This window comes from Bacillus sp. MT(2024) (assembly GCF_036362845.1).
Classification (GTDB): Bacteria; Bacillota; Bacilli; order Bacillales; family Bacillaceae; genus Bacillus; species Bacillus velezensis.
Genome location: NZ_CP143632.1, coordinates 1,698,235 through 1,713,217, shown reverse-complemented (window position 1 = coordinate 1,713,217; position 14,983 = coordinate 1,698,235). Strand labels below are relative to the sequence as shown.

The 14,983-nt window shown below is 50.4% G+C and carries 1 protein-coding gene; it reads right to left on the bottom strand.

What is annotated here, in order from left to right; genetic code table 11:
• On the bottom strand, nt 1–14,952 hold the full coding sequence (locus VP472_RS08560; protein WP_153986660.1) for a non-ribosomal peptide synthetase: 14,952 nt from the start codon (nt 14,950–14,952) through the stop codon (nt 1–3).
• Nucleotides 14,953–14,983: the final 31 nt, after the last annotated feature.

Below are 14,983 nucleotides of genomic sequence, written 5' to 3'. Positions count from 1 at the left end.
TTAAACCTCCACTTCATAGGTATCCCAGATGTTTGCCGCAGCTTTTTCGTTCGTTTCTTCTTTGCTGTCCGGCGAAATCAGCCGCTTATTTAATGCAGGCGGTGTTAAAGGGTGGCGCTTGATTCGGCGCCCTTCGTCTTCCTGCCACGCTTCCACAATGACGTGGGCATTTGTTCCGCCGTCGGCAAAGCAGTTAATTCCTGCCGCCGGCATTGGTGACGGCCAGTCTGCCAGAGTGCGGCTGAACTGAATATTGGCCTTTTCTCTATCAAAATGTGTGTTTTCATGCTCACCTGATAAAAACGGGATAAAGCTCTTTTCTTTCAGCATGAGAACAACCTTTATGAAACTTGCAATTCCTTCCGCGCAAAGCGGGTGCCCGATGTTCGGTTTCACAGATCCGATTCCGAGCGGGCCGGCATCTTTTGAACGGTAGACGGATTGAATGGCCTTCAGTTCTAACAGATCCGTCACGACCGTGCCTGAACCGTTCGCTTCAATATGAGTAATGTCTTCCGGCTGTTTTCCGCTTTTTTCAAGAGCCGTCTTCATGACGGATTTTTGCGCTTCCAGGCTCGGCGTAGCCGGGCCTGCCGTTCTTCCGTCATTATTGACGGATGCCGCCTTCACTACGGCATAAATAGAATCTCCGTCTTCAATGGCCTGAGACACGGTTTTTAAAAGAACCATTCCGACACCCTCGCCCAGCACGACTCCATCGGCGCGTTCGTCAAATACATGGAACGACTGCGCTTTACTTAATATGCCGCGCTGTTCAAATAATTTATGGGTTTCTTCTGATTCAAACAGGCTCACACCGCCGACGACGGCCGCTTTTATTTCTCCTGTTACAAGAGCCTGCACGGCCATATTCATTCCGACTAAAGCAGAAGAACAAGCCGTATCGAGGACAACACTCGGGCCGCGCATATCAAAATATTGAGAGAGATTTGCGGCCAAATAATTCTGGCCCAGCGCGACGATCGGGTTTTTCGCATCCAGCAGTTTCTCTTCACCCGGTCTGTGACGGCTGCGTCCGCCGAGATACACACCTATTGCTTCTCCCTTTATCTCATCCGGCGTATAGCCCGCGTGATACCACAGGTTAAGACATTCTTCCAGAGCGGCCAAAGCTTGAGGGTCCATTGCCTTTACATCTTCTTCAGCCAGTAAAAAGAAGTCCGGATCAAATTGATCAATTCCATCAAGCATTCCCGCGTAATAAGGCGTTTTCAAACCCCATCGCTCAGCCGGAACAGGACCGATAGCCGAACGGCCTTCAGCCAAAAGCGACCAGTATGCCTCTAAGGAAGCCGCCCCCGGAAACCGGCAGGACATGCCGACGACCGCGATATCTTCCCGGTGAATCTGTTTTTCGGCCGGCTCTTCTTGCACCTTAACGGCTTGTGTTACAATTACCGGCTCAGCCGGCTTCTTCATAACAGGCTCCGCCGCCAAATCAAACCGTTCTGACAAAACTTCTGTATATCCTTCGAGAAGCCAATTTGCGAAAGATTGAATCGTCGGATATTCATACAGAATGGACGGGTCAAGCGATGCCGAGAGATTCCGATTGATCCGCTGCAGAAGCTGAGCAAGGATAATGGAGTCCACTCCGTAATCTTGGAATAATACGTCTGTCTCAAGCTGATCCTGGTCAATCCGCAGCTCTTCAGAAAATAATTCTTTCAGCCATTCTTCTGTTTTCCTTGTTAATTGAGCGTTGTCTGCGGCAGTATCAGCGGTTTTTTCCGCCGGTTTTACCATAGCCGGGCTCATTGGCTGATCCTGCCTGCTTCGCCGCAGGAATCGCTCCGGCTTCCACAGCTTAGGATTCAGAACGGCCGGCAGCACCGGGCCTCTTGCTGATTCAAGAAGTATGCCGTCAAGGAGCTGTAATCCTTCTGCATTCGTGATGCTGTATAGCCCGCTCTCTTTATAAGCTTTGTTCGTGACTTCGCCCATTCCGGTTTCTTTCCAGTTCGGCCACTGAATGCTTACGATCGGCAGCTGCTCTTTGTATGAGTCTGCAAAATAGTCCATATACGCATTGGCCATGGCGTAGTCGGCCTGTCCTGCCGAAAGCGCCGGTATCGCAGCTGACACGGAAGAGAACAAGACGAAAAACTTCAGCGGCTCTTCGCTGAGCACACTGTATAACGCCTGAAGCCCGTCTACTTTCGGCTCGAGCACGCGCTGTATGTCTTCATCGGTTTTTCTGATGAATGCGAGCGTCTCTTTATCGGTCACACCCGCGCAGTGAATCACGCCGCCAATAGATCCGAGCGTCTGTTTGATCTGACTCAGTTCCTGTCTCAGCCCGGCTTCATCAGCTAACGGGACTGACAATACCTTCACTTGTACACCTTTGGATTCCAAGTCGAGAACAGCTTCAATTTTCGCTTTTATAGAAGCCGTCACCCCATTCAGTCCGCCCGTCCACTCACTTCGCGGCGGAAGGGTCTCACGGCCTGTAAGCACCAGTTTTTTCACTCCGTAATGTTCGGCAAAATGGCGTGCGCATAAAAGACCGATCCCTCTCGTCCCTCCGGTGATCAGAAGCACATGGTGGTCCGGAAAATCAATTCTCTCGCCTTGCATATTCATATTTTCTGAGCCGCTCAATACGGCGCGGTAGCGCAAGCCGTCCCTCCGGCAAACTTCCGCGTCATCAGTACGGGCATGAAACTCATCGGCAATCTGCTTCGCCAGTTTGTCATCCGAAAGCGCTCCTTCAAGGTCGAGATGCCTTGAAGACAGATGACTGTACTCGCATGCCAGCATTCTGTACAGCCCGGCCCGTTTTGCTCCCGTTGTTTGATTGGCCTCTTTATTTAATGACTCAAGGTCTTTCGTGACACAAAGCAGTGTCATCCCTTCTTTATGCCCATGCTCAATCAATTGCTGAAGCCATTTGATACCGGGCATATCTCCAGAAGCTTCTTCTTTCGCTGCGCCGAGGAGGTCGATGACTCCGCCAAACGCCTGCCAATCATATTCACCGGTAAGGTCTGATGTTGTGATAATACGGTGATTCGGCATATGCGCTGCGATCTCTTCTGCGAGATTGATCGTGTCCCCGCCTGTCAAAATCGCAACGGAACGTGCGCACGGTTCACGCAGTTCGAGCGGGCTCAGTTCCCATTGTTTTGTCAGAATACGTTTCATCCGTTCCTCTGTATGGACCTTATTTTTGTCAGGATTCTCAGGCACCCAATACGTGTCTTTTGCGAACGGATAAGACGGAAGACTGAGTAAACGCGGCGTACCTTTTTCATAAAGCCGGTTCCAATTCAACACGCCGCCTTTCACCCATACCTCTGCCAGCTTGGCGAATTTTCCTTTTTTAATCCAGGCGTCAATGACGATGTCCATATCTTCATCTGCCGTGAATAAGGCAAACGTATCTTTATTGCGGTGAGACTGGCCGGTATACAGCCCCGCGATGTTTTTCTCATTTTTCGTAAATGCTTCCAGCTTTGTTTCCAATTCCGCCATCGTCGCTGCAAGAATGGCCAGGCGCTCTTCCATTTCGTCCCTTCCGGTTTGCAGCGTATAAGCGACGCCCGCCAAGTCTTGATCTGTATACGGCGTTTGACGGATCGCTTTTTGCAGCTGCTGCGCCTGTTCAAACAGTTTTTCTTTTGATTTGGCGGACAAAAGGATGATTGCCGGATTTTCCGGACTGTGCTCAGGCTGCGCGGCTGCTTTCGGAACATACTCTTCAATGACGATATGGGCGTTGACCCCGCCGATGCCAAATGAGCTGACCCCGGCCCGGCGCGGAATCGCATTTCCGTTTCTATCTTTCGCTGCCGTCCATTCCTGAGTCTCCCGCACGATGTAGAAAGGACTGTCATCGAGCTGAATGTACGGATTGATCGTCTCGCAATGCAGGCTTTTCACCAGCGTTTTGTGCTTCATTTGCAAAAGCACTTTCATGACGCCTGATACTCCCGCGGCAAGCTCTAAATGGCCGATATTGCTCTTGACCGAACCGATGCCGCAGCGGTGATCGGAGACTTCGGGCTCTTGATTTGTTTTCGCCAGCTCGTGAAACGCCGCTTTCAAACCGTTTATTTCAATCGGGTCGCCCAATTCCGTTCCTGTACCGTGCGCTTCAATATACGTGACGGTGCTCGGGTCCACGCCCGCTTTCCGATATGCTTTCACCAATAAATCAGCCTGCAGTTTCGGATTCGGCGAGGTTAACGTATTCGCCCGGCCGCCGTGGTTTTCAGCCGTACCGCGGATCACGCCGTAAATCGGATTGCCGTCACGTTCTGCATCTGTCAGTTTCTTCAGCATCAGAATTCCCGCGCCTTCTCCTCTGACATACCCGTTGGCATCTTTGGAGAAGGTTTTGCATTTTCCGTCTTTGCTGAGCATGCCTGCTTTGCTGTAGCTGATATGCGCTTCTTCCGTCAGAATCGTGTTGATTCCCCCGGCAATCGCCATGTCGCATTCTCCGTTTTCTATAGCGGATACCGCCCGGTGAATCGCAACAAGCGAGCTTGAACATGCCGTTTCAATCGGCTCGCTCGGCCCGTGAAGATTTAACAAATAGCTCAAACGGTTCGGACCGATGGAAGGAATCATGCTGCCTGTCGCCGCATGTCCTTCCGGCGCAAGACCTGCCCTTGTGAACAAATCTTTATAACCGGTATTTCCGGTGCCGATAAAGACGCCCGTATTTGTGCCGGAAAGACTTTCCGGCTTACAGCCCGCATCTTCTATCGCCCGCCATGCATAAGTCAATAACAGCCGCTGCTGCGGATCTAAATATTGGGCTTCCCGCGGTGAAATCCCAAAGAACAGCGGATCAAATTCAGCTATTCCGTCGATAAAGCCGCCCCACTTGATATTCGTTTTGTTCCTTTCAAGATTCGGGTCGCCATCAAACGCTTGCCAATCCCAGCGTTCTTTCGGAATGGTTGTGATAGAATCTTTTCCTTCTTTCAGATTGCGCCAAAATTCCTCTATATCCTTCGCGCCCGGGAATCTGCCGCTGATTCCGACAATGGCAACCGGGTCCAAGCGGCGCGGCTCTTGTGTCGCTGCCCTAGCGTTCATTACCGTTGCAAAGCGCTTTTTCCGATGCGTTTTCGGTTTTTGGGCTTTTGGCTGCTCTTTTTTCGGAGACTCCTTCTTCTTTTCGCCGAAACGGCCCGGATGCTCTTTTGCCAAATATCCGGCGAGATTGCTGATCGTCCCGTACTCAAAGAAGATCGTCGGCGCCAGCTCCAGCTGATACGCTTCATTTAATTGATTCGTAAAGACGGTAAAGGATACGGAATCAAAACCGTATTCACTCAGTTCCGTATCTGTATCAATGTCCTCACGGTCAACTTTTAAAATGCCGCTTACCATGGCTGTCAAAGCGGTGTGAAGCGCTTGAAGAGATTCTTCTGCATCGTGTTTTTCTTCCGGCTGAAAAGGAAGACCTGCTTCTGTTTCATCCGTCAAATACTCTGCTAAACTGCGGATCGTCCCGTGCTCGAAGAAGATCGTCGGCGCCAGCTCCAGCTGATACGCTTCATTTAATTGATTCGTAAAGACCGTAAAGGATACGGAATCAAAACCGTATTCACTCAGTTCCGTATCAATATCAATCTCGTCTTGGCCGACTTTTAAAATTGAACTGACCAATCTGATAAGCGCACCGTGCCATTTGTCTCCCGAAACGGCGGATACAGGCTCTATTTTCTCCACCTGCGGCTTTTCAGTTTCAGAAACGGACAGGAACGACTGTTTTAATTTTGCTGCGTCTCCTTCAGCTGCTAAAAGCTGCGGCTTTTCCTGAGCCATTCCTTCATAAAATGCGGCCAGGCCTGACGCCTTTTGAAGCGGAACCATGCCGAAAGCTTTTTTCATCATTCTTTCCGTCTCGTCTCCCGCCTGCATACCGCCATCTTTCCACAGCGTCCAGTTAAAGGCGATCGTTTTTCCGTGCCGCAAGCCATTCTCCGTAAGGGATTGCCTGTAAGCGGCGTATGCATCCATAAACGCGTTGCCGGCGGCATAATCAGCCTGCCCGACATTGCCGAGAACGCCGGAAACACTGGAGAACAATACGAAAAAGTCAAGATTGCAGTCTTTGCTGGCTTCATCTAAATAAGCGGTGCCGATCACTTTCGGATCAAGCACTTCCCTGAACTCTTCCTTCGTTTTTTGCAGCAGGAAACGGTCTTGAATCACTCCCGCTGCGTGAATAATTCCGTTAAGCTCCCCGAATTCCGCCGTAATCTCTTTTATCAGCGCTTCATTTTCCCGCCGGTCTGCCGCATTCAGCTTTTTGTAGACGACATTTGCGCCTGAGTCCTGAAGTATAGCAAGCTCACGCTGTTTGGCTTCTGCCAGATTTGAGCGGCCGGTCAGAATGATTTTCGGGTGTTTTACGCGACCAGCGATTTCTTTTGCGAACATCAACCCCAGGCTTCCTGCGCCTCCGGTAATCAGATATACGCCTTCGTCCTTCCAGACGGCGCCGCCACCTGCAGGATGCATTTCTTCCCAAGCCTTCACATACCGTTTTTCTCCTGTATAACGGATATGTTTATCATGCGGCCGATGACTGTCGTTTTTCAGTTTTTGAGCGACAGCCGGCATTTCGCCGATTGATTCCATTTCGATGAGCTGACAGTTAAGTTTTCCGTATTCCAGCTCGGCTGTTTTTAACAAACCTGTTAACCCCGCAAACAATTGCTGGCTGCCGTCTGCTGAAATAACGGTCTGAATCAGAATGCGGCCCTGCCTTTTTTCGCTGATGATCCGCCGGATGTGTTCAGCGATTGTCTGCGCGTAGCTTTGGAAGCGTTCAGCGGCTGTTTCTCCCTCACCTTCTGCAATCAGCAGTTCGGCGTCTTTCAGGCCGGATGCCGCTTTATCTTTTATACGGCAGGCATCTTCACAAAGTATGATCAAATGTACATCAGCATGGACAGAAGATTCCTCGGATGCGGCGGTTTCTATCCAGACCGGAGCAAACAAGACCTTTTCCGAGCCTGATGGCCGCTGAGCCGATTCTGCATCGCCTTCAAGCACTCTCGTAGAGAATCCTCTCACCTTCACGCAAAGCGCTCCTGTTTCGTCGAACAGGTCAATGTCAGCTTTCTGCACGGAATCACCGGTTTGATATCCTTCGCTGAAGCGTGCATGCGCCCGCATAGTCGGTGTGCATGGTTTGACGACTTCAAGGTATTCCAGCGCAAACGGCAGAATCAGCTTTTGTCCGGAAAACTCCTGCATAATGCAGATCGTCGCCGTCTGAATAGCCGAATCAATGATGCTCGGATGAAGCGTAAATTGTCCGTTCGTATGAGAAACAGAATCCGGAAGCTGTATGTCCGAAAGCACTTCTTTCTCGCCGATAAAGGCGGACTTAATGCCTTGGAAGGCTTTTCCGTGGAACATCCCCCTGCTCCGGCCTTCCCGATAAAAGGCCGCCGGATCAAGAATGTCCGCTGTGCATCTGTTTTGTATGGCAGAAAGGTCGGCCTCAGGCTCTCGTTCAGCCTTTATGATTTCGGCCCGTCCTTGGCTGTGCAGCACTTCTTCATCGTCAGCGTTTACGCTGTAAATGTCATATGAGATGATGCCGTCCTCTTCAGGGAACAGCGCAATATGGACTTGGCGCTCTTGTTCGTGAACGACGATCGGTTTCATCCAGACGGTATGATGGAGCGTTATTCTGTCTTGGTCTTTTAATAAGCCGCCAAGCGCCCGTTTTACCGCTTCATAAGACATTTCCAAATATGCCGCTCCCGGCAGTACCGCTTTTTCCCTGACCACATGATCCTTCAGGAAAAATTCTGAGCCTGTAAACCGTGAGCTGAACCGCTGAACGGCCAAATCTGACGTGTTTTGCTGCACGAGCGGGTGTAAAACTGAGATTCCGGTGTGTGCGGCAGATGTTTTCTTTTCTGCTTTTTTCGGCCAGTACGGCTCCTTTGCAAATGGGTAGACCGGCACGCTGATCCGTTTCGGATGCTTGTCTTTGTAAAGCTTGTGCCAATTGATGGCGACACCTTTACTCCACATTTCACAGAGCTTCGTTCCTTTTCCTTTCGCAAGCCATTTCTCAATGAGTTCAGCACTGTCATCATCATCAGAAAGCCAGGCAATATCTTTCGCCTGCTGTTTTTCTCCTCTGAAGCAGCTTGTTACAGCCGGCTTATCATTGATAAAATCGGCAAGCTGCCGCTTGAGCTCCGCAGTGCCGCTTGTGATAAAGGCCGCGCGCTCTTCCATCGCTTCCCTTCCGACTTGGAACGTGTAGGCAAGATCAGCGAGGCCGGCGTCCGTTTTTCTTTCCAGAAAAGCCAGCAGCTGTTTTGCGTACTCCTTCAGACGATCTTTTTTTCTGGCTGACAACGGAATGATGAACGGACCGGCAGCGTCTGCTGCTTCGGATGCATCCGGATATTGTTCAAAAATCGCGTGTGTGTTTGTTCCGCCAAGACCGAAAGAGCTTAAAGCCATGCGGTGCGCTCTGTTCTCACGGGTTAACTCTTTCTTTTCTCCCGCTACGTAAAACGGAGAGTCTTCTAAATGAAGATTCGGGTTCGGCTCTTTGTAATTGATGCTCGGCGCGATTTCCTGATGATATAAGCTCATGACAACCTTGATACAGCCCGCCATTCCGGCCGCTGTATCCAAATGCCCGAGATTTGTTTTGACTGAACCGATGCCGCAGTATTGTTTTTTATCTGTATATCGGCCGTACACCGATTGAAGTGCGGACAGTTCGATCGGGTCGCCGAGTTTTGTTCCTGTGCCGTGAGCTTCGACGTACGCGATCGTTTCAGGATGGATGCCCGTCTGATCAATGACCTTCTGAATGACCTCAGCCTGTCCTTTGACGCTCGGCGCATAAAATCCGACCTTATCCGCTCCGTCGTTATTGACGCCGATTCCGCGCAGCAGCGCATAAATATGGTCGCCGTCCTTAACGGCATCCGACGCTTTTTTCAAGAGCACGGCGCCGGCTCCTTCACCGCCGATCATTCCGTCAGCAGCCGCGTCAAACGCTTTAATATGCCCGTCGCTTGAAAAATTCAGCCCCGGCTGATGAACATAGCCGGCACTTGATTCCGTATGAAGGGTCGCACCGCCGACAAGGGCGTACTTGGCTTCGCCGGACTGCAGGCTTTGAAAAGCCGAATGCAGGCCAATTAACGAAGATGAGCAGTTGGCATGGACAAAATAGCTCGGCCCTTTCAACCCGAGTTTATGAGAAATCATCGTCGGAATCGTACCGCTTTGGGCAAGCACCCATGACACGTAGCCATCCGGCGTTTCCAGCTGTGCTGTCGTCTCCTCCGGCAGCAGGCTGCGGTAAGAGTTCGTGCTGGCAGACATATACACGCTTGTTTCCGGAATTTCTTTTGAGATATATCCCGCATCCTCGATTGCCTTCCATGAATGGAGCAAAAGCATTCTCAGCTGAGGGTCCATATATTCCGCATCTTTCGGTGAAAAGCCGAAGAAACCGGGATCAAACATTTCTTTCCCCTCTAAAACTGATTTAGCCGGAACGAAGTCGGGATGATCAGCCAGTTCTTCAGAAACACCGGATCGGCGGAGCTCCTCTTTTGAAAAGAAGGTGATGCTTTCTTTGCCTTCTTTGATGTTATTCCAAAATTCATAATGATCTTTCGCTCCCGGAAACTCACAGGATATACCGATAACCGCGACACTGTCCTCATAATAATCGGGAATTTCTCCCGCTGGGTGTTCCCGGTCTTCTGTATTCACTTTCTTTTGCGGCACAGGAGCCAAAACGGCTTCTTTCGGTTTTTGTTCTGTGATGTACCGGCTGATGTCTTTTACCGTCGCGTATTCAAACAGCTCCGTTACACTGAATTCACAATCCAGTTCCTGCGTCATCCGGTCAGTGACAGTCACGGCAAGAAGCGAATCTCCCCCCGCATCAAAAAAGCGGTCATCAAGCTCTATATCTTTGCTTTTCAATACATCCTGCCAAATCGCCAGCACCGCCTGCTGGATATGAGATGATGAAAATGTTTGTGTGTCCGGCTGCTTTTCCGTCAGATCACGGGCAGCAAGAAGCTTGCGGTCAACTTTTCCGTTCGGTGTGAGCGGCAGCTCTTCAAGACGGATAAACGAAGCTGGCGTCATATAGGCCGGCAGCGCTTGTTTCAAATGATTGCGCAATTCCTTCGCGGATGGAAGCGGCTCTCCGTTTTTCAGGATATAAAATGCGCAAAGCTTTTCATTTCCGGAGTGATTGTTCACAACCACTACGCTTTCCTGTACGGCCGGATAGGCATTCAGCCGGCTCTCAATATCTCCGGGTTCAATCCGGTAGCCGCGGATTTTGACTTGGGTGTCCATCCGTCCCATGTATTCAATGCGGCCGCCGGGAAGAAAACGCGCCATATCGCCTGTTTTATAAAGCTTTGATCCCAGTTCGAGCCGGTGGCTGACGAAAACTTTATCTGTCAGCTCAGGCTTGTTGAAATACCCTCTTGCCAATCCGTCTCCCGCAATACAAAGTTCTCCCGGCACCCCTTCTAAAACAGGGTTGAGACCGGAATCCATAATATACACACGGGTATTGGCGATCGGGCGCCCGATCGTAAGCGCGCTCTCATTTTCCGTTATACGCTGCACCGCGGACCAGATTGTCGTCTCTGTCGGCCCGAACATATTCCAAGCCTCACTTTTCGTATCGAGAAACTGCTGCTTCAATTGTTCGCTAAGCGCCTCTCCGCCGCAAAGGATTTTCACTTTTTCTTCATTTGACCATCCGGAATAAAAGAGCATTTTCCACGTAAACGGCGTCGCCTGCATGATCGTCGGTTTGTACTCTTGAATCAGCTCTTTCAGCTTCCGTGCGTCTTTTGTGACTTCTGTCTTACAGATGTTGCACTCCGCTCCTTTGATTAAAGGGAGGTAAAGCTCCAGTGCCGCGATATCAAAGCAATATGTCGTGACGGCAAGCAGTTTGTCTTCGGACGTAAGCCCCGGTTCATTCGCCATCGAGATTAAGAAATTGGTCAGCGCCCGGTGCGGAATCATCACGCCCTTCGGTTTGCCCGTGCTGCCCGACGTGTAAATGACGTACGCCAGATCGTCAGGTGTCACTAACCGCTTCAGCGACGTTCTTTCCGCGGCTGTACTTTCAATATGAGACCAATCGCGGTCAATGGCAGTTGTCTGCACGCCTCCCCAGTTCAAGGAGTACTCTAAATCAGCTGTCGTCAGACACATTGAAATCCTGCTGTCGGCGATCATATATTCCAATCTGTCAGCGGGATAAGAAGGATCAAGCGGCACATACGCTCCCCCGGCTTTTAAAATGCCGAGAAGGCCGACAGTCATATGCAATGAACGGTCTGTATAAATGCCGATGAGATCATCAGGGCCTGCACCGTGCGCCTGCAAATAGAGCGCCAGCTTCGTGCTTTTTTCATCAAGCTCACGGTACGTCAGCTTTTGCTGTTCATACACGACCGCACAAGCGTCCGGCGTTTCTGCCGCCTGACGTTCGAATAATTCATGGAAGCAGGCATCCGGATATTCACGGCTTGTCTCATTCCAAGTCTTAAGAATCATGTGCTCCTCTCTTTTTGTCATGAGAGAAACGTTCTCAAGCGGCATATCCGGATGCGCCGTCAAAGCTTCAGCAGCCTGTACAAATTGGCTGAAAAGTCTGGCCGCCCCTGCTTCGTCGAATAATTCGGTGCTGTATTTAATCGTAAGATCCATGCCTGATGCTTCTTCCCACATTTCAAATACAAGATCATATTCCCCCTCCTGATGAATGTCTTTTACAAACTCACAAGAGAATTCCTTGTATTCATCCAGCATCGATTGATAGCTTGAATGCTGCAGAAAGTTCTGATAGAAAAAGGCATTGCTGAAAACAGGCGAACCGTTCTGCAGGGGTTTCGCATGCACATCACGCACCATTTTCGGAAACGGATAAAAGGAGTGATCCAGTCCGTCCAGAACGGCATCCTGCACCTTTTGAACAAAGTCAGCAAATGTTTCTTTTCGTCCGGCTCTGCTCCGTATAGGAAGCATGTTGAGGAAATGGCCGACCACTCCGTCAAAGCGTTCTTCAGGTCTGACCATGGCAGGCATGCCTGTCACAATATCTTCCTTATCCGTATATTTGCTTAAAAGCACCATATAGCAGCTCAGCATGACGGTAGACAAATGAATCGAACGGGATGCGGCAAACGCCGTTAGATTATTCAGCAGCCGTTCGGGAAGACGGCGTGTCAGCGTATCTTCTGTAAACTCCGGAACGCTGCTGTCCGCGCGCATCGGCGGAAGCTGAAGGTCAGGCAGATCTCCCCCGAGCTGTTTCATCCAGTAAGCGCGGGCAGCTTTGCTTTCTTCACCCGCTAAATACCGCTTTTCCCAAGTTGCGAAATCGGGATGAATGCCGGGAGCGGCGGCCGCAAACTCTTCTTTTCCCTCCAGCAGCGCCTGATAATGATCCAGCAGGCTATGAATAAATGTAATGGATGAAATACCGTCAAACACGATGTGGTGAATGACCGTCAAAAGATAATGTTCCGCGGCGGATTTTGAAAGCAGCTGCACGCGCAGCAAAGGCCCGCCTTCTTTGACAAACGGCTCTTTCACTTTTTTCCGTATCAGAGCGGGTATTTGTGATTCATTGACGTCAGAAATATCTTCTTCCGAGAATACAAAAGGATCTGCCGCTTCTATGAAATAAAACCCGCCGTCTGTTTCATTCACGGCGCTTTTGAGCATCGGATGCTGCTTTAATACGAGCTGAAACGCCTGTTTCAGTTTCTCTTTGTCGATTCCGGATGTGAATCGGAAACAGAGCGGGACATGGTATGCAGTCGTTTCAGGCGACATTTTCTGCAATGTCCACAGCCCTTTTTGGACTTCTGAAAGCGCCGGCGCCGTTTGCCGTCTCTCCCGTTCTGCCGGCGGTTCGGCTTTTTGGGAATGATGCTCCGCTGACATGTTTGCCGCTTTTTCAGCAGTATAAGCAGCTAAAGCGCCAATCGTCGGGTTTTTGTGCAGCTCTCTTGCCGTCAACCGGATGTGATACGTTTTTTCAATTGATCTGGCGAGTTTCATCATCTTGATGGAGTTGACGCCAAGGCTTTGAAACGGTGTATTTGGATCAACAAGCTCATCCGCGATGGAAAGTTCCTCTTTCAGAAAACGGATAAAATCCCGTTCAATTTCTTTCTCTGCAGAAGCCGTGTCTGAATTGCCGCCTTCTTGTCTGTTATTATGTAATGAATCAAATTGCCCTTGTTCAAATGAATGTTTCAGCTGAGTGCGCTGGATTTTCCCGATCGCCGTCTTAGGAATGTATTCTTTTGCGACCGGAAGCAGATAATCAGGGGTAACGCCGATTCTCTGTGTCACGTGCTGGTGAATGTGATGAAGAAGCTTCGTCATGCGGTTCTCATCCAACGGAATGGATGTCACAAAGAAAATCGCCAGCTCATCTGTCGTGCTTTGATTCGGCCGGACGGCGCATGCCGCTGTATATGACGTTTCAATTTCCGGCAATTCCTCAACCGCTGATTCAATGGCGTGGCTGTAATAATTCACACCGTTGATAATGATGGCATCTTTCGTGCGCCCCGTTATCGTCAGGCGGCCTTCACGCAGAAATCCGAGATCTCCCGTTTCAAACCAGCCGTCTTCTGTAAAGACACTCTCGTTTAAGTCCGGGCGCTCATAATATCCGCTCGTTACAGTCAGACCGGACACTTGGAAGCGGCCGATTTCTCCTTCTTCCACCACTTGATTGCGGTCATCCGTAATTCTCATATTAAACCCCGGGATCGGCAGACCGATCTCGACGAAACGATCGTCGTCACTCGTGTTTTCCAGTGTAAACTCATCTGAGAAAATAACGCCCGAAGACGTTTCGGACATTCCCCATGCGGGACGGATGGCATTAGCCGGCAGACCGTGCGGCTCTAAAAGCTCCATAATTCTGCGTCCGACTTTCGCAACCGCGGCCTCCCCGCCGTTCAGCATGTAACGCATGGAAGATAAGTCCCATTTCCGTGTTTGAATCTCTTCTGCGAAATCGGCAAGCAGCCCAAAGGCAAAATTGGGGGCCCACGTGACCGAAGCGCGGTAATGATCAATCAGGTCGAGCCATTTTAAAGGATCCATCAAAATGGATTCGCTCGGTATGTTGATTTCCTCACATCCGAGATAAACATCACGCAGATGAAGCATTCCGATGCCGCCGACATGGTCAAAAGGCATCCAGTTAAACGTGACATCCTCACTTGTATAGCCCTGCATCTGAATATTTCCTTTGACCATGCAGACGATGTTTTCATGGCTGAGCATCACGGCTTTCGGCGTGCCCGTGCTTCCCGAGGTCAAAAGCAGCATCGCCAAATCTTCCGGACGGGGATGATGACAGTCCGTATCCATTTCATGCGCACTGAGATCTTCTGCCGCCAAAGCGCAAAACCCGGAAAGCTCCTGCTCCTCCGCCCATTCAGTCATCTCCGGCAGCACTTCACGGCTTGTGATGACATACGGCTGATTCAAAAGCGTCCAGGCGTCTTTCAGTTTTTGCGTCCCGCTGTTCATTTCTGTATAAGCCGGAGCGGCCGCAAGCGGAACCGGGATCGCTCCTAAAAAAACACAGCCCCAAAACGCAGGAATCAGCTGGGAATTGTCACTGAGCTGTAATATGACTTCATCCTGAGCCTTCACTCCTGATTGGCGGAGCCCTTTCACAATCGAAAGAGCGATCTTTTTCAGGCCGCTGTAAGTCTGGTACACTTTAGTGCCGTCAGGCTGTATATATGTGATGCCCTTTTGATCTCCCGCTGTCGCGGCGGTTTTGTGCAGGACTTCAGGAATCGTCATCGGCTGATCCGCTGAAAGCCGCAATGGTTTTCCGTAGCTGACAGATGGCTTGAGTAACCCGCTTGCCTTCATATCACTTTTCATAGAGCTGCCTCCATTTCATCTGTATGTAAGA

Bases quoted from the DNA above. Each gene is read 5' to 3' on its own strand.
- VP472_RS08560 (WP_153986660.1), bottom strand. From the start codon at position 14,952: ATGAAAAGTGATATGAAGGCAAGCGGGTTACTCAAGCCATCTGTCAGC.